The 21,577-nt window shown below is 56.2% G+C and carries 17 protein-coding genes; 13 read left to right on the top strand and 4 right to left on the bottom strand.

What is annotated here, in order from left to right:
• The first annotated feature begins 179 nt into the window (after nucleotides 1–179).
• The 9 genes from rpsU (at nucleotide 180) to WA922_RS06455 (ending at nucleotide 5,839) form a co-directional block, all read left to right on the top strand.
• A complete protein-coding gene (rpsU, locus tag WA922_RS06495) occupies nucleotides 180–380 on the top strand; it encodes a 30S ribosomal protein S21 (RefSeq protein ID WP_424771003.1) in 201 nt (66 codons plus the stop codon).
• Nucleotides 381–490: 110 nt separating this feature from the next.
• The gene (locus WA922_RS06490; protein WP_424770873.1) at nucleotides 491–1,084 is read left to right on the top strand and encodes an FKBP-type peptidyl-prolyl cis-trans isomerase; all 594 of its coding nucleotides are present in this window, start codon (nucleotides 491–493) and stop codon (nucleotides 1,082–1,084) included.
• 60 nt (nucleotides 1,085–1,144) lie between these two features.
• On the top strand, nucleotides 1,145–1,447 hold the full coding sequence (gatC, locus tag WA922_RS06485) for an Asp-tRNA(Asn)/Glu-tRNA(Gln) amidotransferase subunit GatC (RefSeq protein WP_424770872.1): 303 nt from the start codon (nucleotides 1,145–1,147) through the stop codon (nucleotides 1,445–1,447).
• Entirely contained in the window at nucleotides 1,444–1,593 is a 150-nt protein-coding gene (locus WA922_RS06480; protein ID WP_424770871.1) for a hypothetical protein, read from the top strand. Before gatC ends, WA922_RS06480 begins: the two co-directional genes overlap by 4 nt.
• On the top strand, nucleotides 1,590–3,074 hold the full coding sequence (gatA, locus tag WA922_RS06475) for an Asp-tRNA(Asn)/Glu-tRNA(Gln) amidotransferase subunit GatA (protein ID WP_424770870.1): 1,485 nt from the start codon (nucleotides 1,590–1,592) through the stop codon (nucleotides 3,072–3,074). Before WA922_RS06480 ends, gatA begins: the two co-directional genes overlap by 4 nt.
• Before the next feature lie 3 nt (nucleotides 3,075–3,077).
• Nucleotides 3,078–3,449, top strand: coding sequence for a trypco2 family protein (locus WA922_RS06470; protein WP_424770869.1), 372 nt, complete (start codon nucleotides 3,078–3,080; stop codon nucleotides 3,447–3,449).
• A complete protein-coding gene (gene gatB, locus WA922_RS06465; protein WP_424770868.1) occupies nucleotides 3,442–4,941 on the top strand; it encodes an Asp-tRNA(Asn)/Glu-tRNA(Gln) amidotransferase subunit GatB in 1,500 nt (499 codons plus the stop codon). Before WA922_RS06470 ends, gatB begins: the two co-directional genes overlap by 8 nt.
• Complete coding sequence (locus WA922_RS06460; RefSeq protein ID WP_424770867.1) at nucleotides 4,941–5,372, top strand: hypothetical protein; 432 nt, start codon at nucleotides 4,941–4,943, stop codon at nucleotides 5,370–5,372. Before gatB ends, WA922_RS06460 begins: the two co-directional genes overlap by 1 nt.
• On the top strand, nucleotides 5,369–5,839 hold the full coding sequence (locus WA922_RS06455) for a tRNA (cytidine(34)-2'-O)-methyltransferase (protein ID WP_424770866.1): 471 nt from the start codon (nucleotides 5,369–5,371) through the stop codon (nucleotides 5,837–5,839). The genes WA922_RS06460 and WA922_RS06455 overlap by 4 nt, the downstream gene beginning before the upstream one ends.
• A gap of 266 nt (nucleotides 5,840–6,105) precedes the next feature.
• On the opposite strand, the gene WA922_RS06450 is transcribed toward WA922_RS06455, so the two are convergent.
• The 3 genes from WA922_RS06450 to WA922_RS06440 are packed head-to-tail and all read right to left on the bottom strand — an operon-like array spanning nucleotide 6,106 to nucleotide 11,631.
• Nucleotides 6,106–6,411: a hypothetical protein gene (locus WA922_RS06450; RefSeq protein WP_424770865.1), complete on the bottom strand. Its 306-nt coding sequence runs from the start codon at nucleotides 6,409–6,411 to the stop codon at nucleotides 6,106–6,108.
• A 32-nt stretch (nucleotides 6,412–6,443) separates the two neighbouring features.
• Nucleotides 6,444–9,371, bottom strand: coding sequence for a M16 family metallopeptidase (locus WA922_RS06445; protein ID WP_424770864.1), 2,928 nt, complete (start codon nucleotides 9,369–9,371; stop codon nucleotides 6,444–6,446).
• 31 nt (nucleotides 9,372–9,402) lie between these two features.
• Nucleotides 9,403–11,631: an acylase gene (locus tag WA922_RS06440; protein ID WP_424770863.1), complete on the bottom strand. Its 2,229-nt coding sequence runs from the start codon at nucleotides 11,629–11,631 to the stop codon at nucleotides 9,403–9,405.
• A gap of 214 nt (nucleotides 11,632–11,845) precedes the next feature.
• Between WA922_RS06440 and clpB the strand changes: the two genes are divergently transcribed.
• The 3 genes from clpB to WA922_RS06425 all read left to right on the top strand — a co-directional run bounded on the left by clpB (nucleotide 11,846) and on the right by WA922_RS06425 (nucleotide 16,883).
• Entirely contained in the window at nucleotides 11,846–14,428 is a 2,583-nt protein-coding gene (clpB, locus tag WA922_RS06435; RefSeq protein ID WP_424770862.1) for an ATP-dependent chaperone ClpB, read from the top strand.
• Between the two features lie 109 nt (nucleotides 14,429–14,537).
• On the top strand, nucleotides 14,538–15,071 hold the full coding sequence (locus tag WA922_RS06430) for a hypothetical protein (RefSeq protein WP_424770861.1): 534 nt from the start codon (nucleotides 14,538–14,540) through the stop codon (nucleotides 15,069–15,071).
• Between the two features lie 9 nt (nucleotides 15,072–15,080).
• Nucleotides 15,081–16,883, top strand: a complete 1,803-nt coding sequence (locus tag WA922_RS06425; protein WP_424770860.1) for a putative 2OG-Fe(II) oxygenase — start codon at nucleotides 15,081–15,083, stop codon at nucleotides 16,881–16,883.
• Between the two features lie 116 nt (nucleotides 16,884–16,999).
• Here WA922_RS06425 and WA922_RS06420 read toward each other — a convergent pair whose 3' ends face one another.
• Nucleotides 17,000–20,068: a TonB-dependent receptor plug domain-containing protein gene (locus WA922_RS06420; RefSeq protein ID WP_424770859.1), complete on the bottom strand. Its 3,069-nt coding sequence runs from the start codon at nucleotides 20,066–20,068 to the stop codon at nucleotides 17,000–17,002.
• A gap of 310 nt (nucleotides 20,069–20,378) precedes the next feature.
• On the opposite strand from WA922_RS06420, the gene WA922_RS06415 reads away from it, so the two are divergent.
• Nucleotides 20,379–21,551, top strand: coding sequence for an acetyl-CoA C-acetyltransferase (locus tag WA922_RS06415; protein WP_424770858.1), 1,173 nt, complete (start codon nucleotides 20,379–20,381; stop codon nucleotides 21,549–21,551).
• Nucleotides 21,552–21,577 lie beyond the last annotated feature (26 nt).

The raw sequence follows: 21,577 nt of genomic DNA, 5'->3' as shown, positions 1-21,577 counted from the left end.
TGCATCGCTGCTGCATCTTCGGCGCCTTAACTCTTGCCAGAACAGCCGTGTTTCGCTACATGACTCATATATTGAGCCGGTCCCGCGCGGATTCGGCCCTTTTCTATGTGGTATTTACAGGGCATCCTCCGCTCTCTGGCGGGGCAACCGCTCGTGTCGTTTTTGAGGTTTTTGAATTTATGCAAATTATGGTTCGCGATAACAATGTCGATCAAGCTCTCCGCGCGCTCAAAAAGAAGCTGCAGCGTGAGGGCGTGTATCGCGAAATGAAATTGCGCCGCCATTTTGAAAAGCCTTCCGAAAAGCGTGCCCGTGAGAAGGCTGCTGCCGTCCGCCGCGCCCGCAAGATGGATCGCAAGCGGATGGAACGTGACGGATAATCGCCGCATTACATCACTTACTCGCTTGAACTGCGTTCAGTGATAAGCCATCAGGGCGCAGAGCAATCTGCGCCCTTTTGTTTATCGGGCCAAACTTTCAGGAATCCTCAATGACCGAAGTCACCCGCGTACCAATCAAACCCGTGGCCAAAGGCTCGCTGACCAAATTATGGCTCGGCATTATTGTCGCCATCTTGGTGGGTGCGGGTATTGCATGGTCCGCTGTCCCGAAAAGCGTTTCGCTGGAAACTCTGGTCGAAGGCACCGGCCCGACGCCAAGCGAGGGCGATGTGGTATTCATCAACTATGTCGGCAAATTGACCGATGGCACGGTGTTCGACGAATCGCAGGATCCGCCGATCCCGCCGGGCATTTTCCCCAAGGGCAACCCGTTCCCGATTGAAGAAGGGGCGGCGATTGACGGATTTCTGGAAGGTCTGCGCCAGATGCAGACCGGCGGCAAGTATGTGCTGACGATCCCGTCCGACAAAGCCTATGGCGCCAACCCGCCAGAAGGCGCGCCGATCCCGCCAAATGCCGATCTCATATTCGAGATTGAAGTGACCGAATTTATGGCCGGATCAGATTTCCAGATGCGCTTGCAAGGGTTGCAGCAAATGATGCAGCAACAACAGGGCGGGCCTGATGGCGCACCGGGTGGACCTCCGGGCGCGCCTCCTGCGGGGCCGCCTTCTGGCCAGTAAAAACCGGGCGCGGCCATAGCGGCGGCGCTTTCTTATAGACTATCAAAAAGGGCACACGATATGTCCGTTGACAAGACCACCGTTGCGAAAATCGCCGCGCTGGCGCGGATCAAAATGGATGATGCCGCGCTGGAGCGTATGGTTCCGGAACTCAATCAAATCCTCGGCTGGGTCGACCAGTTGAGCGAGGTCGATTGTACCCATGTCGAACCGATGACGGCCGTTATTCCAAACGTGCTGCGCTTGCGTGCGGATGAAGTGAATGCCGATCCGAAAACCGGAGGCGACCGGCGCGATGATATTCTCGCCAATGCTCCCGCTGCCGAGCATGGATTTTTTGGCGTGCCGAAGGTGATTGAATGAAGATTGCATTTTCATTCAATCATCCTGAACAGCTGCGCAGCAGCGCGTGTTTCAGGATCCAGAAACAAGGACTCTGCATGATTGCCGCGAAAACTGAGCTGATGGAAAAATGGACCCCGAAACACGTTCAGGGTGACGAGATATGACCAACCTCACCGACCTGGGCGTTGCGGCCATTCGTGATGGCGTAAAAGACGGAATCTTTTCTGCGCGCGAAGTGGCGGAGGCGTTCAACGCCAATGTTGCCGCTGCCAGCGCGCTAAACGCGTTCATTGTCACGACGCCGGAAAAGGCTCTCGAAGCCGCCGATGCCGTCGATGCTGACCGTGCGGCGGGCAAGCCGCTGGGCATTATGGCCGGCGTGCCGATTGGCATGAAGGATCTGTTTGCCACCAAAGGTGTGCAGACCACTGCGGCGAGCCATATTCTCGAAGGCTTCACGCCGGAATATGAAAGCACTGTGTCGAGCAATCTGTGGGCCGCTGGCGCAGGGATGCTGGGCAAGCTGAACCTAGACCAGTTCGCGATGGGCTCCTCCAACGAGACATCATACTTCGGCAACGTCACATCGCCGTGGCGCCGCCCCGATGGGTCGAATACTCCGATGAGCCCCGGCGGGTCTTCGGGGGGCAGCTCGACCGCCGTATCAGCGCGCCTCGCCCCGGCGGCGACAGGCACAGATACGGGCGGGTCGATCCGTCAGCCCGCAGCCTTCACCGGCATCACAGGCGTGAAGCCGACTTACGGCCGGTGCAGCCGGTGGGGCGTGGTGGCATTTGCCAGCAGCCTCGATCAGGCCGGCCCGATGGCGCATGATGTGCGCGACTGCGCGATTATGCTCGGCGCGATGGCGGGGTTTGATCCCAAGGATGCGACCAGCCTCGACATGCCCGTTCCCGATTGGGCCGCTGGCCTGAACTCGGACATGAAGGGCAAGACAGTCGGCATTCCGCGCGAATATAGGATGGAGGGCACCGATCCCGAAATCCTCAAAAGCTGGGATAACGGGATTGCATGGCTGAAAGATGCGGGCGCACAGGTGGTCGATATCAGCCTGCCGCACACCAAATATGCGCTGCCTGCCTATTACATCATCGCCCCCGCAGAGGCATCGAGCAATCTCGCGCGTTATGACGGGGTGCGGTATGGTTTGCGCGATCTGCCAGAGGGCGCAGGCCTGCAGGATATGTACGCCGCCACTCGCGCTGAAGGTTTCGGTGACGAGGTCAAACGCCGCATTCTGATCGGCACTTATGTGCTGAGCGCGGGCTTCTACGATGCCTATTACACGCAGGCGCAAAAGGTGCGGGCGCTGGTGGCGCAGGATTTTGAGAATGCGTTCAAGGAATGCGACGTAATCCTCGCGCCGACTACGCCCACCGCCAGCTTTGGCCTGGGTGAGAAGTCGGATGATCCGCTGGGCATGTATCTCAACGATGTGTTCGCTGTGCCAGCTTCGCTTGCGGGATTGCCAGCGATGAGCGTGCCCTGCGGTGTGAACTCGGAAGGGCTTCCGCTGGGCCTCCAGATCGTCGGCAAAGCTTTTGACGAGCAAGGCGTGATGAACGCTGGCCTCGCGATTGAAGAGCGTGCTGGGTTCACAGCGAAACCGGAGAAGTGGTGGTGAATTATGCCTGACGAAGCTAAAACTGAAGAAGATAATGAACTGACAGAGTTCATTGCACAGTCTTTGCGAGCGATAAATGACGGAATTAAGAAATCTGGGATATCTCAAGCGTTTGGCCCAGTTGGGGCAGAAGCCTTCCGAATGCCTAAAGACGTCAAGTTCGATATCGCGGTAACTGCTAAACAGTCAAAGGAAGCTGGCGGCGGTTTGAAGTTACAAGTGTTTGGGGCTGGTGTTGATGTCGGTGGTAAGGGAGCGGATGAAGCTCAGACCGTGTCTCGCATAGAATTCACGATTCCGTGGCAATATGAAGGCGTGCTAGATCGCGCGATTGGTCCGAAGAAAAGCACTGTGGAGATTGATTCTGATGTCTAACTACCGCATCCAGGGCGTGAGCGCCGAATGGGAGGTCGTGATCGGCCTTGAGGTCCATGCGCAGATCACATCGGCGTCCAAGCTGTTCAGCGGTGCGGATACGACCTTTGGCGCGGAGCCGAATACGCAGGTCAGCCTGATCGATGCGGCGATGCCCGGCATGCTGCCCGTGCCCAATGCCGAATGCATCCGTCAGGCGGTGCGCACCGGCATGGCTATCGAGGCCGAGATCAACACATATTCACGCTTCGACCGGAAGAACTACTTCTACGCCGATTTGCCGCAGGGCTATCAAATCTCTCAGCTGTACCACCCCATCGTGGGCGAGGGGCAGCTGCTCATCGAGAAAGACGAGAAGGCCGGTATCGCCGAAGACAAGATCATCGGGATCGAGCGGATTCACGTCGAGCAGGATGCGGGCAAGCTGATGCATGACCAGCACCCAACCATGTCCTATGTCGATCTCAACCGCTGCGGTGTCGCGCTGATGGAGATTGTCTCCATGCCGCATATGACATCGCCCGCAGAGGCCGGTGCCTATGTGCGCAAATTGCGTTCGATCCTGCGCTATGTCGGATCGTGCGACGGCAATATGGAGCAAGGCTCCATGCGCGCGGACGTCAACGTATCGGTGCGTAAGGTTGGCGATACCGAGCTGGGCACACGCACCGAAACCAAGAACGTCAATTCGGTCCGCTTCGTGATGGCGGTGATCGAAAGCGAGGCGCGCCGTCAGGTTGATCTGATCGAAGATGGCGGCACCGTGGTGCAGGAAACGCGGCTGTATGATCCGGACAAGAACGAGACACGCTCGATGCGCAGCAAGGAAGACGCGCATGATTATCGTTACTTCCCCGATCCCGACTTGCTGCCGGTGAATCTGGAGAATTCCTTCCTGGAGGAATGCCGCGCGAGCTTGCCCGAACTGCCCGATGCCAAGCACATCCGCTATGTCGAAAAATTGGGCCTGAGCGATTACAATGCGGCGGTGCTGACGGTGGAGGTCGAGACATTCGCCCGGTTTGAAACGCTGCTGGCGATTACCGCCAAGCATCTGGGTAAGCCGGAGGCAGAGATTGCGACCACGGTTGCCAATTGGTCCATGTCCACCGCGCCCGGCGTGGTAAAGTCGCTGGGTGATGAGGCAAATCTGGAATATGCCACTGCCGAAGCACAAGCGTCCATTCTGGGTATGCAGGGCGCGGGCGATATCTCTGGCAGTCAGGCCAAGGAAATCTACGAGATTGTCCTTAAAACCGGCCGCAAACCCACCGAAATTGCCGAGACAGAAGGGCTGAAACAGCTATCGGATACGGGCGCGATTGAAACCGAGATTGACGCAATCCTTGCTGCCAATCAGGATAAGGTCGAACAGTACAAAGCGGGCAAGGACAAGCTGTTCGGCTTCTTTGTGGGCCAAACGATGAAAGCGATGCAGGGCAAAGCGAACCCGCAAGTGGTCAATCAATTGCTGAAAGCGAAATTGGGCTGATGCAGATCAGGCTGGAAGAAGGTGCGAGGACGCTGGCGTTTGTCGGCGCGTTGCTCTTTCTGGCCGGTCTGTTGCAGGGGCTGGTGGTCCAACAGTTTGCCAATCCGCGCATGGCGCTGTCCGCGCATCTCGATGCCGTGCAAAGCGGCATGGCGGTGATGATCGCCGCAGTCTTCTGGAGCGCGTGCAAATGGGCCCCTTTCACGGAGAAAATCGCCCGCTGGGCGCTTTCTGCCGGGATGGTTGGGCTGTGGCTGGGGATCACTCTGGCGGCCATGACCGGCGCGAGTGAAGCCTTGCCGATCGCGGGCGCAGGGCACTCTGCGTCACCGCCGCTCGAATTGGCGAGCAGCGCAGTGATCATCAGCTCCAGCGTGCTTGTGCTGGCGGGGTGGTTGATGTTTGTGATTGGGCTGATACGCGGGCGATGACCGCACCGCGTATGTCCATCGTCCTCGTGTCGCCGGAAATTCCCGGCAATACGGGCGCGATCGGGCGGACCTGCGTGGCGCTGGATATGGAATTGGTACTGATCCATCCGCTTGGCTTTGACCTGTCAGACAAGCGGGTGAAGCGTTCGGGCCTCGATTACTGGCCGCATATACGGCTGGCGGAATTTCCCAGTTGGGAGCAATTCATTGCTGCGCGTACCCCGCGCGCGGATCAGATGTTCCTGTTTGAGGAATATGGCGCGCGCAGTTTTTACGCGCCAGACTATCCCGCCGATGCCTATCTGGTGTTCGGCCAGGAAACCAAGGGGTTGCCGCCAGCCATCGTGGCGGCGCACAGCGCACAGATGGTCAATCTGCCGATGCGGTCCGATATCGTGCGTTCTCTCAATCTTGCAAACGCGGTTGCGGCGGCTGCCTATCAGGCATTGCGCGGGCAATTTCGCTAGCCGCAGGTCGCATTCGTGAGGAGCACGTTTGCGTGCATGCCGAGGCATCATGCAATTCGCACGGTTCCAATCCAGATCGCGCAGTTGCCTTGGCCCCTCTGGCGGCCGCTCGCAAAGCGCCGCGAACCCTCCGGGCAGGACATTCCATCCACCGCCGGTATCGACAAGCCGTATTGTCCGTTGACAGGAGATATGAAAAGCCCCGCATTCCATCACGAAATGCGGGGCCGCTCATGGCTCTTTCACGAGCGCGGTATGAGCAGTTATCAGCTCTTGCGTTCGCCGGTCATGGCCATTTTTCCAAATGCGCCCGCATCGACTTCACCCACCAGTTGATCGCCCTCGACTGTGGCTTCGCCTTCCAGTTTCATTGGCATGGGAACGGTCATGTTCATCGTCCATGTCAGCTTGTTGCCGTCAATCTTGCCATTTTCCAGATCCATTGCGCCCATCGCGCCCTGATTGGTCCCGGTGAATTCGGTTCCATCATCGTTTGGCACGATGGTGACAGTGCTTTTCTGGTCGCCCATCGGGCTTTTGGTTACGCAGTCATAGGTACCTGCTACGGACATATATATTCTCCTTTTATTGTGTCTCTAACGGTTTATTCGCCAAGTGTTTCCCGCACTTCCACGGGCAGGCCCAGCGCGTCAAGCTGTGGGCGGACAATCTGCGCATCGCCAACGATTACAAAAGTCAGCTCGTCTCCCTTGAAAGACTGCAATGCCGCAGCGTCGAGCTGCTGTGCCGTCAGCGCAGAATATTTTTCTGCCAGAGTTTCATAATAGTCATCGGGCCGTTCATAAGTGACAATATTGACTATCCCGCCCAGGACATCGCCGCTGGTTTCAAACCGTCCGGGCAGTTCGCGGACATTGCCGTTGACGAGCCGCGTCAGTTCTTGCGCGGTGACCCCGTTCCCGCTGACATAGGAGCCCAGATCGGCCCGCAACTCCGCCACCGAATCGCCCGTACGGTCGGCCTGGACCGGTGCGTAAATAAGGAAAGTCGCACGGTCTTGCGGGGCCTGCACTATGCTGCGCACGCCGTAGGACCAGCCTTTGGTCTCTCGCAGATTCATGTTGATCCGGCTCAGGAAGCTGCCCCCAAACACCTCATTGGCCGCATTCAGCACGGTCAGATCATCAGTCCCCTTCTGTTCAAGCACCCGCGCACCAAAAATAATCGATTGCGGGGAATTGGGCCGGTCCACCAGCACAATCTTGGGTTCGGGCGCAGGAATGGGCGCGGCATAGCTTTTTACAGGCGCAGCCGCTTCGGGCGCGGCCCAGTCGCCAAAGCTGGCCTCCAGCTGCGTGACCGTATCGGCCAGCGTGGTATCACCAACAACAAACACTTTGGCGAGATCGGGCCGCAGCCAGCTGCTGTGGAACTCAGCCAGCTCCTCACGCGTGATGGCGGAAACCACTTCGGCGCTGCCAGTGCCCGATGGCGGATTGCCATAGGGATGCTGCGCCCCGAACAGGATCGGTGCCAGCACGCGCTGGCCGATTGCGACGGGGCTGTTGAGCTCTGCGGTGATACGAGTCAGCTGCTGCGCCCGCACGCGTTCCAGAGCGGCTTCATCAAATGCGGGATTGCGAATAAAATCGGCCAGCAGAGTGAGAGAACCGAGCAGATTGGGCGTGACCGCGTCCATACCAAAGAAGGTCGTGTCGGCGCTGGCGCTACCGAAAATGCTTGCACCAAGCGATTCGCGGGCGACCGAAAATTCCGAAGCGGTCAGGCTGGTGGTCCCTTCATCCATCGCGCTCAGCATCAGCGAATGCAGACCGAGCCGGTTTTCAGGGTCAGCGGCAAAACCAGCATCGAATGACACACGCACGCTGACCACGGGCACGGCATCGCGGCGGGCGAAAAACACCTCCATCCCGTTCGACAATGTGGCCCGTTCAATATCCGGGAAATCAAGCGGTTTCAGTTCACCGATTGGCGGCAGCTCGGACCGGTCCGCTTCGGCAATCGCGGGCACCGCAGCCGAACCCTGCTGGGTGACGGGATTGATATAGAACGCTGGCTGAGGACCGGTTCCCTCTGGGGAAACCACGAACCCCGCACGGTTCTCACCGCCTTCCCGGCGTTCTCCGGGTTCGACGATCAATTCAAAGACCGGGCGCGATATCCATTTGGCTGTCGCCTCACGCACTTCTTCAGGGGTCAAGGCGGCCGCGCGCTCCAATGTGGCTTTGTAAGCGGCGGGATTGCCTTCATACAGGAGCCCTTGCGCCAGTGTGGGCGCTTTGCCGCCGAACCCGCCAACCTGCTCCAGCCCGCGTATCTGGCCCGCAGCATAGACCGTGGTGGCGCGCTGGATTTCTGCATCTGTCGGCCCCTCGGCGATGAACTTGGCGATTTCCTCGTCCAGGGCCGCTGCCAGAACAGCCTGATCAACGCCTGGCCGCGCATCGGCATAGACAACGAACTGTCCCGCCTGGGAAAAAATGCTGGCGCGGGCGACGACCCGAACCGCAAGCTGCTTGCCGCGCACCAGCGCCTCATCAAGCCGCGAGGAGGCAAGGCCGCCCAGCACGGTGGCGCCCATCGAAAGCGGCAGGTTTTCAGGATTATCAAGGCCGGGGACGGCCCACATGCGGTAAATGCGCGGGGTCGCGACCTGATCGTAAATAGTTTTGCTTTGCGGCGCATCCAGTGTCGGGACCGGTGCATCCACCGCAGCGGTTTCCGGCCCGCGTGCAATAGCGCCAAACCACTGAGTGACTTTGGCCTTGGCAGTGTCAGTATCTATATCCCCCGCAAGCACTAGAATGGCGTTGTTGGGTCCGTAATTGTCGCGGAACCACTGCTTCACGTCATCCAACGTTGCGCCCGACAGGTCCGCCATCGAACCGATGGTGGAGTGATGATACGGGTGGCCTGAGGGGTACAGGTTTTCCAGCTGTTCATATTCCACCAGGCCGTAAGGCTGGTTATCCCCCTGGCGCTTCTCATTCTGTACAACGCCAATCTGGTTATCGAGTTTTTCCTGCGTCACCGCACCGAGCAGATAGCCCATCCGGTCGCTTTCGAGCATTAATGTCCGGTCAAGCGCGCCGGTCGGTACAGTCTGGAAATAATTGGTCCGGTCAAACCATGTGGTGCCGTTGAAATCGGTCGCGCCGACTTGCTGCAATGGTTCAAAGAAATCGCCGGGTGCATTCTCGCTGCCATTAAACATCAAATGTTCGAAAAGATGCGCGAACCCGGTCTTGCCCTCCGGTTCATGCTTGGAGCCGACATCATACCACACGGATACGCCCACGACGGGCGCTTTGCGGTCTTCATGGACCAGCACCGTCAGGCCATTGTCCAGCGTGAATTGCTCATACGGAATGGATACTGCATCGATCAGCTGCGACACAGGGGCGGGTGCCGCAGCATCACCGGGCGCCGCAGTCTCATTTGCAGCCATTCCTGCGCGGGCGGCGCGGTCCTGCGCCGAGGCGGGCATGGCGACAAGTGACAGAGCGAAAATGCTGGCCGAGGCAAAGCGGGTAATGGGGGTAAGGCGCATATGTAATCGTCCCTTGAATGATAGGCAGAAATCAGTTGCTGCGTACAGTTTTGCGGCTGCGTGCGTTTTTGAGCGCATCAACGCGCCAGAAATGAACCGGTTTCAATTCCTTCCTGACGAACAGCGCCGCCTGATCGGTGAAATGCGGGCTGTCTGGCCGCGTCGTCGCGGCGCCAAATGGCTGGATCGACTGGCTGCGTACTGGCTGGCCCGGTTCCCATTCGATAAACATCAGGAAACTGTCGCCATGCCGGACGGATAAACGCCCATCTTCATCGACATTCCATAATGTGGAGGCGCGCAGGGTATCGCTGCCCCCATCGAGCGGCAGATCGACCGCATATTTGCCGGGGCCTTGCCGCAATCGCAGCAGGTCCGACATCGGCGGGGTCAGAGTACCGAAATGCTTCATCAGATGATCGGCGGCCTGTTGCAGCTCTTCCTCTGCGTCTGGCAGCGGCTGATTCTGATATTCTGCGCCCATCCACGGGCGGATCATCAGCAGAGCCAGCGCGTCGGCATCCCCGATATTGTCCGATGTAATATCCCAGCTGGCGAGCAGTGTCTGCGCTTGCGCCAATTGCGGTTTGCCTGTGGTATCAATCGCCGCGACCCCGTCCATCATCGTGGAGACATAATCCGCCCGGACGTATCCCGTATCATATTTGATCCGTTCCAATGTCGGACGGTCAATGATGTCGAACTGCGCCATCAATTCCTCAGTCCGCCGCGCGCGATTGGTCATTTTCAGCTCTACCCCCAGTTCAGGGGCAATGCTGCCGGGGTCAATATCGTCAGCGGGGCCAGCGGCAGAATAGGGCTGGTTATTGGCGTTATACAGCCACCCGCTGCCCGGATTGATGATTTTGGGCAGCCGGTTGTAATCGACAGCGCCTTGCCAAATCAGGCTGCTATCATTGCCGGGCAGGATGCCGCGCCAGTTGGGCCCGGCCTGCCGGTTGGGGATCGCCGCATTATAGACATAGGCGATATTGCCGTCCTTATCGCCGTAAATAAAATTGGTCGAAGGGATATCCATCCGTGCCAGAACGCTTTCCCATTCGGCCAGTGTTTCGGCTTTGTTGAGCCGGTAATAGGCATCAAGCTGCCCGATATTGTCGATCCCGCCATAGCGGATCGCGAAGGCACCATTGTCATTTATGATCACAGGTCCATGCGCGCTGCGGTGAACGGTCCGGCGAACCGGCAGCACCAATGGCCCCATCCTGACCGGCAGTGTCACGGTTGTGCTTTCCAGATCGCGCCATTCGCCATCAAGCCGGTAGCGCGTACCGCTATCATCCATTTCCAGCCTGTAAATATCGGTCATGTCAGGCCGGTTGACTGTATTGGTCCATCCCAGATGCTCATTATGGCCAAGGAAGGGAAACGGGCTGCCAGGAAAGTTCGCCCCCGCATAATGCCAGCCCTCTTCGCTCTCAACCACCAGTTCATACCATGCGACACCGCCGCGCCAAGGCTGGTGGCTGTTGGATACGAGCCGGGTTACGCCGTCGCCTGACTTTGCCGGAGCGATGGCCCATGCATTCGACCCCGCCATTGCGCCGTCTTCCCCCATATGAATGGGCAGGGCAGCGGCGGTTTCGCTCCCATCGGGATTGTTCATGATTGGCGGCGCTGTTTCCGATGGGTCATATCCCGGAATGGCCGGGCCGAATTCGGGCGGCAAAGGTTCGCCCGCGACGAGCGGACCGATTACATTGTTCAGTCCGAAGAAAAACGGCTGACGCAGCGCAAAGCCGGTCGCGACATCCTCCCCATTGACCGGAAACAGATTGCCCAATTTCACCTCGCCAGCGTTCTCCTCAGCATATTGGTTGAGGCCGGTGGCATAGGCTTCAAAAAGAGCGCGCGTATCAGCGGGCAGACCCGGATAATGGCGCCGCGCTGTGCCGCGTGCATCGAGCAGATGATAGACGTAATCAACTTGCGCGCCTTCCTCCCCGGCAATCGCGCCATAGCGCCCGCGCGCCATTGCGATCACATCCTGCAGCGTGAAGAAATCATCCTCTGCATGGGCAATAGCCACCCCGTAAGCGACATCGGCGTCGGTCTTGCCGTAAATATGCGGCACGCCGTATTCGCTGCGGATGATCTCTGCCTCGTATGTCCGGCTGGCTGACCCCTCAGCAGCGCGGCCTTTCTGCGCCAAGAATGGTTCCCATACCATCAGCCCAACCAAGACCACCAATACCGCAGTCAATAGCAGCCATCCGGAACGCGCCAGCCATTTCTTCATACGACACTCTCTTTCATCCGCAGACGTAGCCGGTTTCTGACGGCAGGTGAAGCGCGCACGATTGGAAAAGGGCTGTGAATTTATATGGTTGAGATTGCAGCTTGGCTGCGCGCACCCCGCTATACCGGGAGCACAGCGGACAGAGTTTGCTGCCACATCTTGTGTTGCTGATATATCACACCATATTGGACCAGCAATTGACAAAGGATTTTCGATGAACCTGGAAAAATTCACTGACCGCGCGAAAGGTTTCCTGCAATCGGCGCAGACGGTCGCGATCCGCAACAACCACCAGCGTATTTCCCCGACCCACCTGCTCAAGGCGCTGCTGGAGGATGATGAAGGGATGGCAGCTGGCCTGATCCAGCGTGCTGGCGGTAATGTCCGTACGGCGCAGGATATGGTGGATGACGCTCTGGCGAAAATTCCTGCCGTATCGGGCGGGGGGGCGCAGCAGACGCCGGGTCTTGATAATGATGCAGTACGGGTGCTTGATCAGGCAGAAACCATCGCGGAGAAAGCCGGTGACAGCTATGTCACGGTTGAACGGTTGCTCGTCGCCCTGGCTCTCGCATCGACCACGACCGCCGGACAGGCGCTGAAAGAGGCGCAGCTTGATCCCAAAGCTCTCAATGCGGCAATCAGCGAACTGCGCGGCGGGCGCACAGCCGATACGGCGAGCGCCGAAGATGCCTATGATGCGATGAAGAAATATGCCCGCGATCTGACTCAGGCCGCGCGCGATGGTAAGCTGGACCCGGTAATTGGCCGCGATGAGGAAATCCGCCGCACAATTCAGATACTCGCGCGCCGGACCAAGAACAATCCGGCCCTGATCGGTGAGCCCGGAACAGGTAAAACCGCCATTGCAGAGGGCCTTGCCTTGCGGATCGCCAATGGTGACGTGCCCGATAGCCTGAAAGGCCGCACTCTGATGAGCCTCGACATGGGTTCACTGATTGCCGGCGCAAAATATCGCGGCGAATTTGAAGAACGGTTGAAGGCTGTGCTCGACGAGGTGAAAGGCGCTGATGGCCAGATCATCCTGTTCATCGACGAGATGCACACGTTGATCGGGGCCGGCGCATCGGAAGGCAGCATGGATGCGTCCAACCTGCTGAAACCCGCTCTGTCACGCGGTGAGCTGCATTGCATCGGGGCAACCACGCTCGATGAATATCAGAAATATGTTGAGAAGGATCCCGCGCTGCAACGGCGGTTCCAGTCGGTTTATATTGACGAGCCGACCGTGGCCGACACCATTTCCATTCTGCGCGGACTGAAAGAGAAATACGAGCTGCACCACGGCGTGCGTATAACCGATGGCGCAATCGTGGCGGCTGCGACACTGTCCAACCGCTATATCCAGAACCGTTTCCTTCCCGATAAGGCGATCGATCTGATGGATGAGGCCGCGAGCCGCATCCGTATGGAAGTGGAAAGCAAGCCTGAAGAGATAGAAGGGCTGGACCGCAGGATCATCCAGCTGAAAATCGAAGAATCGGCGCTGTCGAGGGAAAAAGACAGCGCGTCAAAAGACCGGCTGACCGCTCTGCGAGAGGAACTCGCCAATCTTGAGCAGCAGTCATCCGAATTGACGACCCGCTGGCAGAACGAGCGCGACAAAATCAATGCGGAGAGCAAGCTGAAGGAGCAGCTCGACGTGGCGCGTCTTGAGCTTGAGCAGGCGCAGCGTGAAGGCGATTTGGCCAAAGCGGGCGAGCTGTCCTACGGCAAAATACCCGAACTTGAAAAAGCGATCGACGCCGCAGGCCAGCATACCGAAAATGCGATGCTGCGCGAGGAAGTGACCGAAGACGATATCGCCGCAGTTGTCAGCCGCGCCACCGGCATTCCGATGGACCGGATGATGGAAGGCGAGCGCGAGAAGCTGCTCCAGATGGAGGAGATTATCGGCAAGCGCGTGATCGGCCAGCGCCAGCCCATTGAAGCGGTGTCAAAAGCCATCCGCCGTGCGCGGGCCGGGCTGCAAGATCCGAACCGTCCGCTCGGCAGCTTTCTGTTCCTGGGCCCCACCGGGGTCGGCAAAACCGAGCTGACGAAAGCTCTGGCAGAGTTTCTGTTTGACGATGACAGCGCGATGGTCCGCATCGATATGAGCGAATTTATGGAAAAGCACGCAGTCGCGCGGCTGATTGGCGCGCCTCCGGGCTATGTCGGGTATGAAGAGGGCGGCGTGCTCACCGAAAGCGTACGCCGCCGGCCCTATCAGGTGGTGCTTTTTGACGAGGTGGAAAAAGCGCATAGCGACGTATTTAACGTGCTTCTGCAAGTGCTCGACGACGGGCGCCTGACCGATGGACAGGGGCGCGTGGTCGATTTTGCGAATACGCTGATCATTCTGACTTCCAACCTAGGCAGCCAGTATCTCGCCAATATGGAGGACGATCAGAAGGTTGCCGACGTTGAACCGCAGGTGATGGATGTGGTCCGCGGGCATTTTCGCCCTGAATTTCTCAACCGGCTGGACGAGATCATCCTGTTTCACCGCCTGGGACAAGAGCACATGGCCCCAATCGTTGAAATTCAGGTGGGCAGGGTACAGAAACTGCTGACTGACCGGAAGATCACGCTCGATCTGAGCGAAGCCGCTCTGCGCTGGCTGGGCCGGGTTGGCTATGACCCGGTCTACGGCGCCCGGCCGCTAAAACGCGCAGTGCAACGCTATTTGCAGGACCCGCTTGCCGAGATGATCTTGCAGGGCGAAGTCCCCGACGGCAGCACAGTGAGCATCGACGAGGGCGACGGCGCGCTGGAGATGGTGGTGGGGGTTTAAAAATTTCTGAAGCGAGCCACCGAACGAACGTTCAAGAACGGTTTCGTTCATCAATTTTTTTCGCTACAGTGGCTATTGAGAAAAAAGTGCATGTAACGGAGAGTTTCGAATGAAAAAAACTATATTTACCAGCTCTTTTTCAATCGCGGCTCTGGTTACATCGTCGGTCGCTTTGGCAGAAGACGAACGGGCGAGGCCGGAGGTCTTCACCAAAGTTCTGGAGTGCCGGGCGATTGTTGATGATGCCCTTCGTGTCACTTGTTACGATTTAGCGGTAACCGCCTTGGCCAGCGCCGAAGAAAATGACAATTTGTTGGTGGCCAGTAGGGAGGATGTACGTAATGAAAGGCGAGGCCTATTCGGCCTTCAACTACCCCGCATAGGCTTGTTTTCCGGCAGATCAGGTGATGATCAGGAAGAGCTACAGGTCAAAGAGATTACCGCTATTATCAAAGCTGCAGCTGAAGGCCGTCGAGGGTATATTTTCACGCTAGAGGATGGTTCAGTCTGGTATCAGACCGACACAACATATATCAATCGGCCCAAGCGAGGCGACCCTATTACGATTAAACGGGCAGCGTTGGGAAGTTTTATGGCTAGGGTAAATGACGGCCTAGGAATACGTGTTAAACGTCAGCAATAGCATTTTCCGATGAATATTTCGATGACTGAGCCCCAAGCACTGTCTAAGGCGCAAAATTTGCATCAGTTAGGGCGTATTAGCGATGCGTTGGCCATATTATTGCCAATCGTTTCGCGGGGCAGTGATAATGTTCAGCTTCTGATGGCCGCAGGTTTGATGGCCCGAGACATAAGCCGTTTTGATGTCGCTTTGGATTGTTTCAGTAAAGCCCAATCGCGAAATGCATCCGATCCACAAATTGCCAATATCTACGCCAATACATTGTCCGCTGATGGTCAAAATGATAAAGCTCTCTTTCAGTTTGAGAAAATTCTTGGGAAATTTCCAGACCTTGTTGATGCGCATATAAATCGTGCGATTACTGCCCAAAAGATCGACGAAAAACACGCGCTGACCCTGATAAATGAAAGCCTGCGCACATTTCCTGAAAATGCTCGAATGTGGTCTGTTAAGGGGACTATCCTTAAAAATTTGGATCAGATTGACGACGCGGTCAAAGCTTTCGATCAAGCGTTGCGGCTTGAGCCGGGCCGCGCTGTTACTCTATTCAACCGAGGAGTTACTCTGCGAGCAGGTGAAAGGCATGACGAGGCATTAGCAGTATATGAGGAGTTAGAAAGGCTGGGTACCCGTGGACCGCAGATCGATTCCGCAAAAGCGGCGGTTCTGCTGGAATTGGATCAAGTGGAAGCTGCAGAGGTTTTATATAAGCGCGCTTTCGCAGCCGGCGACGGAGAAGCCGGTCAAGCCTTGGTGAGATTGCGTCATGAGTACTTACTGCACGAAGATCCTTTTGAGCACCTTGGAAATCGTGCGCGCTCTAATCCGGGTGAATTTGCCTGGTGGGACACATATTTGACAGCAATATTAGCGTTTGGAGAATACGAGCGCCTATTGAGTGCAGCAAATGAAGCAGCCACGCAACACGCAGACAATTCAAAAATCGCTTATTTCAGGGCGCTCGGAGAAGCTTGGGCTGGCAATCGCGAAATTGCTCTGGATATACTCGAAAAACTAGTCCACCTATCGCCGAAAGACCATTCGCTTAACCTCACGTTGGCTGAAATACGGCTTGCTTGTAATGACCCTGATGGCGCAGAATATTATGCTGCGAAAGTCATAGAGAGTGAGCCGTTCTCGCAAGCAGCATGGGCCTATCGTTCGACTGCATGGCGATTACTTGATCATCCCCGCAAAAACTGGCTGTGCAATTACGACACGTTAGTGACCACGCATAATATCGATGTCCAAACTGCTGATACGAATGATTACGTATCAAGCCTCGCAAATTCATTGAAGCGGTTGCACAAAACTCACACTGCCCCCGGTAATCAGTCCTTGCGCCAGGGCACGCAGACTTCTGGAAGCCTATTTAATCGGTCAGACGAGTTTCTTGCGAGTTTTCGGGAGCGATTAACGCATATCCTCGACTCCAAAATTCGAAATTTACCTCAAGATCCTGAGCACCCTTTTTTAGCAAGGGCGTCGCGGAATTTTCGCTTTCGGGGGTCTTGGTCGGTTCGTCTCAACGGAGATGGCCATCATATCGCCCATTTCCATGATCAAGGCTGGATCAGCTCTGTATATTATGCTGAATTGCCGGATAGTATTGGTACCGAAAGTAATCGTGCAGGGTGGCTGCAATTCGGCGTTCCGCCAGAGCGATTGGAACTGGATTTAGCGTCGGAGTTGTCGATCCAGCCGAAAGTCGGAATGGTAGTGTTGTTCCCTTCCTATTTGTGGCATGGGACCATTCCATTCCCGGGAGAGCAAACACGGCTGACCGCTGCTTTTGATGTCATCCCAGACTAATCGTAGTCAGAGCCCAAAAGTCCGAAAAATTCGGAGGAGCCCAGCCCAAAAGGCTATGTTACAACAAAAAGGGGTGCCGGAATTGCTTCCGACACCCCTTTTCAATGTCTCAGGTCTTAGAAGCGGACTTGCGCTTGAACGGTAAAGTTCCGGCCCAACAGAAGCGGGTTGTAGAACGATACGTTTGAGTTTGCCTGCTCAAAGATACCAACCGCAGTTTGCGGTGGAAGTTCATTGAATACGTTATGCACAATACCTGTCAGCGAGAAATTACCGCCAAAGTTATAGCGCAAGGACAGATCGACTGAGTTCAAATCTGGAACACGTGGTGTAATGAAGCCGGTTTGGTCATCAGTACCGAACAGGTTTCCACCTTGCTCACCGCCACTCTTGTAGACCCAGCGAACTTGGCCAGTGAAGCCTTCATTTTGGTAGCCGACTGTGAGTGTCGATGCGAATTCGGATGTGATACCGCCCAAACCTGCATCTGCTGTATCAACGAATTCAGTACCACCGATTGAGTACGAGTCCACCCATGTGAACAGTTCGTCGATAGTAATCCGACCGTTACCGCTACCGAAGATTTCGTCAATCGGAATCGACCAGTTAAGACCGGCATCAATGCCCGAAGTTTTCAGAGCATTGGCACTGTTCACACGAGTTGTGTTTACACGAACAATCTGACCGCTTGTATCACGAGTGATCCGATTACAGGAATCAACTGTCTGGTTGTTGAAGCAATCATTGATGAAGAACTGTGCGCCTTGTGCAGCGTTCAGATCATTAATTTCAATGTTGTAGTAATCGACAGTCAACGACAAGCGACCAAGCGGGAAGAAGTCAGGCGTCAACACACCGCCAATGGTGTAAGTTTCAGCGTTTTCTTCGCTCAGATTCGGGTTACCGAACGCAAAGGCTTGGACCTGACTATTTGCCTGCGCAAAAGTAGGAAGTGCCGAAGCCGGAACACCCTGGGCAACACAAAACGCATCATCCCGACCGGCGTTGATGGCGTTACAAGGATCCGTATAGGATGGGAAGCCCTGGTCACCGTTCTGGAACAGTTCGAAGACACTCGGAGCGCGCGCCGCTTTATTGTAAGCAGCACGGAACCGCAGCCAGTTTACCGGTGCAAGCTCAACGCCAACCTTCCAGTTGAACAATCCGCCGATAAGGTTGTAATCGGAGTACCGTGCACCCGCTTCCAAAACGAGCGAGTCAACAATACCAGCATCACCGCCCAGGACTGGAATACGAACTTCCCCGTAAACTTCGCGAACGTCGATAACGCCGGAAAGCGGGTTAGCCTGGTTGAAGCCGATGATTTCACCGCGACGCTTGGCATCATCAGGGACCGATTCACCGGTATCCTTACGATATTCAGCACCAACAGCAATGCCCAAAGGCCCCGCTGGGAGATCGAACAGGCTACCTGCAACGTTGGCTGCAACCCGAATTTGTTCGAATGTATCTGTATCAAACGTATCAGTTTGTACGAAGTTGACCATATCAGGGGTCAGTGTGTTGATACCGAAGATATCTACCGCCACACAACCTGGCAGTATTCCGGCACCATTCCGAACGCCGTCAGCATTGATACAATCTGCCAAGCCTTGCTCAACCGCAGTACGGTTGATGTTACCTTGACCGCGCTGATCGAGCTCTGAGCGACCGAAGCTCGCGACGAAGCTGGCTGTCAGATTGTCAGTAAGACGGTGCTCAACGATCGAACGGATTTGGAACGCTTCAGACTCAGTCGTAGCAATCCGGGGACCCGTTTCAAAGAACCGGCGGTTGAACGAAAATGGGTCGTTTGCACCAGATTGTTCGGTACACGCACGATCCGCCACGTCATCTCCGTCAGTGTCTTCACATGCGGCCTGACTACCAAACCGTACGGATGACATGGACGGCGTAAAGAAAGTACGTGATGCAAGTGCAGCAGCAAGATCATCAGGGATGAGCGGGCTGTCTACGCCGATTGTGAAACCAGTACCGCCCGCTGCCGGAGTTGGAGCGAGTTCTGCAGTTGATTCGGTCCGCGTATAGCTGGCATAGATTTTCGCAGAAGTATTTTCCGAGAATTCATAGCTACCGGTTGATGCGAAATTGAACCTGTCAAAGGCGATTGCCAGGCTGTTTAGCGGTGCGAAGTTGAAGCGACGCGAACCGTTGACCGGAATTGCACAAAATCCACCAGTCGAGTTAGGCCGAATTGTACCAGCGTCCGTAAATGAAATAGATCCGCCAGTGACTGTAGTGTTTGCAGTCGCGGGGTTACAATCATTATCGAAGCTGGCAAAGTTTGGACTGATCGTGTTGAGGTTCCGGAACGGATTAGTGCCATCATTGACAACCGTGCCGTATGGGTTCGTACCTGATCCGCCAGAGAATAGAATGGAATCGCCCGCACCAAGATCATTGATGGGATCATCAATCACGCTCAATACGCCGTTAACTAGCCCTAGCCCGGCAGAAACGCGCGAGTAGTCAAAGCGGCCCTGGCTTACGCTATCACGGTCAAAGTACGACGCGGAAACGGTCAAGTTACCACGACCGTCATCAAAGTTTCCGCCGAAAATACCTTGAATGTTGTGGTTGAAACCAACGCCTTCTTCAGCGATGTTTGCCTGACCGCTCAAGGATACTCCCTCAAAATCGTCCTTAAGGACAAAGTTGATAACGCCCGAGATCGCATCGGAACCATAAACAGCAGTAGCGCCGCCCGTTACGACTTCAATCCGCTCGATAAGAGCATTCGGGATCTGCGAAATGTCAACAGTGCCGGTAGTCGAAGACGCCGCAAGACGCTCGCCGTCGACCAGGATAAGGTTACGGTTTGGACCGAGGCCACGAAGGTCCAGAGTTGCAAATGCTTCACCGCCGGAGTTGTTTGAAGAACGGTTGTTGCCGGGAATGACCTGCGGCAGGTCGTTCAGCAAAGTTTCGAGCGTTACCGTACCGGTAAGTTCAATCTGCTCTGAACCAACCACTGTGATTGGGCTCGAGCCCTCAAGGTTAGGGCGGGCGATCCGCGAACCGGTAACGACGATTGGAGTGATGACTTCAGCTTGAGCACCTTCCTCGTCAGCCTCTTGTGCAGCAACAACAGCAGGCGACGCTGCGAGCATAAGCCCGAGCGCAAGAGGTGCTGTACTTGCCTTCAAAATAGAAGATTTTTTCATAGGTAATTAGTCCCCTTTGTAACTGGTAAAACCAGTTCCGAAACGTTCAGATTAACAATTGCCTTACGCAAATTACGGCAGTTGCATTGCCGCCTGATGCGTCTCTGCTGGTTTGCAAGCAACGCAAAAGCTTATGAATGGCCTAGTTTCATGGAGTCATGTAACATTGCTGCAACAGTGCCGGATGAAGAGTTGCTTGTTCATTTGGCAGTCCGAATTTCAAACGTCGCAGCTTGACGGCAAAGCCTGCGATGCTACCTCATTGCCCGTAACATAGGTAACTAAGTGAACCTTCTCAGGAGAGCATATTATGGCCGCAGCCTATATTGTTGATGCAGTGCGGACGGCGGGCGGGCGCCGCGGGGGGCGGCTTTCGGGTGTTCACCCGGTCGATCTGGCGGCATTGTCGCTTGATGCATTGATGGAGCGCACTGGCGTTGATCCCAGCGCGATTGACGATGTGGTGATGGGCTGCGTCAGCCAGGCGGGCGAACAGGCGATGCAGGTTGGCCGCAACGCGGTGATGGCATCCAAGCATCTGCCGCAATCGACCCCGGCGGTGACGATTGACCGCCAGTGCGGATCATCGCAGCAGGCGATCCAGTTTGCGGCGCAAGCTGTGATGTCGGGCACGCAGGATGCGGTTATCGCCGCCGGGATCGAAAGCATGAGCCGCGTCCCGATGGGATCAAATGCGACCTTCCACATGAAGGAAGGGCTGGGACATTGTAAATCACCGGGCCTTGAAGCGAAATATCCGAACATCGTGTTCTCGCAATTTATGGGCGCGGAAATGATCGTCAAGAAACACGGATTGTCCAAAGACGATCTGGACAGGTTCGCGCTCGCTAGTCACCAGAAAGCGATCGCCGCGACCAATGCAGGGGCGTTTGATAACGAGATCGTGCCGGTAACCATCGAAACCCCCGAGGGGGAGCAGCAGCACACCGTCGATGAGGGCATTCGCTTTGACGCCACTCTGGAGAGCATCAGCTCGGTCAAACTGATCCAGGAAGGCGGCTCTGTGACGGCGGCGAGCGCCAGCCAGATCTGCGATGGGTCGAGCGGCGTGCTGGTGGTATCAGAAGAATTTCTGAAAACGCATAATCTGACACCGCTGGCGCGTATTCACAATTTGACGGTGACCGCTGGCGATCCGGTTATCATGCTGGAGGAGCCATTATTTGCGACCGACAAGGCGTTGCAGCGCGCGGGCCTGAGCATCGGCGATATTGATCTTTACGAGGTGAATGAAGCCTTCGCGCCGGTTCCGCTGGCGTGGCTCAAACATACCGGTGCCGATCCGGATAGGCTCAATGTCAATGGCGGCGCAATTGCGCTGGGCCATCCGCTGGGCGCGTCGGGTACCAAATTGATGGCGACTTTGGTTCATGCGCTGAAAACGCGCGGCAAGAAATACGGATTGCAGACGATGTGTGAAGGCGGCGGTGTTGCCAATGTCACAATTGTTGAATCGCTGTAATTTAACGCCTTGAAACCCCAATTGAT

The sequence above is a fragment of the Pontixanthobacter sp. genome, assembly GCF_049682855.1.
Taxonomy (GTDB): domain Bacteria; phylum Pseudomonadota; class Alphaproteobacteria; order Sphingomonadales; family Sphingomonadaceae; genus Pontixanthobacter.
Note: the sequence above shows the minus strand (reverse complement) of the source record. Positions and strands in the feature narration are given on the sequence as shown.

What these genes read in the sequence shown, in the direction of transcription:
- WA922_RS06420 (WP_424770859.1), bottom strand. Translation starts at nt 20,068, where the DNA reads ATGAAAAAATCTTCTATTTTGAAGGCAAGTACAGCACCTCTTGCGCTC.
- gatB (WP_424770868.1), top strand. Translation starts at nt 3,442, where the DNA reads ATGTCTAACTACCGCATCCAGGGCGTGAGCGCCGAATGGGAGGTCGTG.
- WA922_RS06425 (WP_424770860.1), top strand. Translation starts at nt 15,081, where the DNA reads ATGAATATTTCGATGACTGAGCCCCAAGCACTGTCTAAGGCGCAAAAT.
- WA922_RS06455 (WP_424770866.1), top strand. Translation starts at nt 5,369, where the DNA reads ATGACCGCACCGCGTATGTCCATCGTCCTCGTGTCGCCGGAAATTCCC.
- gatA (WP_424770870.1), top strand. Translation starts at nt 1,590, where the DNA reads ATGACCAACCTCACCGACCTGGGCGTTGCGGCCATTCGTGATGGCGTA.
- WA922_RS06470 (WP_424770869.1), top strand. Translation starts at nt 3,078, where the DNA reads ATGCCTGACGAAGCTAAAACTGAAGAAGATAATGAACTGACAGAGTTC.
- WA922_RS06480 (WP_424770871.1), top strand. Translation starts at nt 1,444, where the DNA reads ATGAAGATTGCATTTTCATTCAATCATCCTGAACAGCTGCGCAGCAGC.
- WA922_RS06445 (WP_424770864.1), bottom strand. Translation starts at nt 9,371, where the DNA reads ATGCGCCTTACCCCCATTACCCGCTTTGCCTCGGCCAGCATTTTCGCT.
- WA922_RS06450 (WP_424770865.1), bottom strand. Translation starts at nt 6,411, where the DNA reads ATGTCCGTAGCAGGTACCTATGACTGCGTAACCAAAAGCCCGATGGGC.
- WA922_RS06430 (WP_424770861.1), top strand. Translation starts at nt 14,538, where the DNA reads ATGAAAAAAACTATATTTACCAGCTCTTTTTCAATCGCGGCTCTGGTT.
- WA922_RS06460 (WP_424770867.1), top strand. Translation starts at nt 4,941, where the DNA reads ATGCAGATCAGGCTGGAAGAAGGTGCGAGGACGCTGGCGTTTGTCGGC.
- WA922_RS06415 (WP_424770858.1), top strand. Translation starts at nt 20,379, where the DNA reads ATGGCCGCAGCCTATATTGTTGATGCAGTGCGGACGGCGGGCGGGCGC.
- gatC (WP_424770872.1), top strand. Translation starts at nt 1,145, where the DNA reads ATGTCCGTTGACAAGACCACCGTTGCGAAAATCGCCGCGCTGGCGCGG.
- rpsU (WP_424771003.1), top strand. Translation starts at nt 180, where the DNA reads ATGCAAATTATGGTTCGCGATAACAATGTCGATCAAGCTCTCCGCGCG.
- WA922_RS06440 (WP_424770863.1), bottom strand. Translation starts at nt 11,631, where the DNA reads ATGAAGAAATGGCTGGCGCGTTCCGGATGGCTGCTATTGACTGCGGTA.
- clpB (WP_424770862.1), top strand. Translation starts at nt 11,846, where the DNA reads ATGAACCTGGAAAAATTCACTGACCGCGCGAAAGGTTTCCTGCAATCG.
- WA922_RS06490 (WP_424770873.1), top strand. Translation starts at nt 491, where the DNA reads ATGACCGAAGTCACCCGCGTACCAATCAAACCCGTGGCCAAAGGCTCG.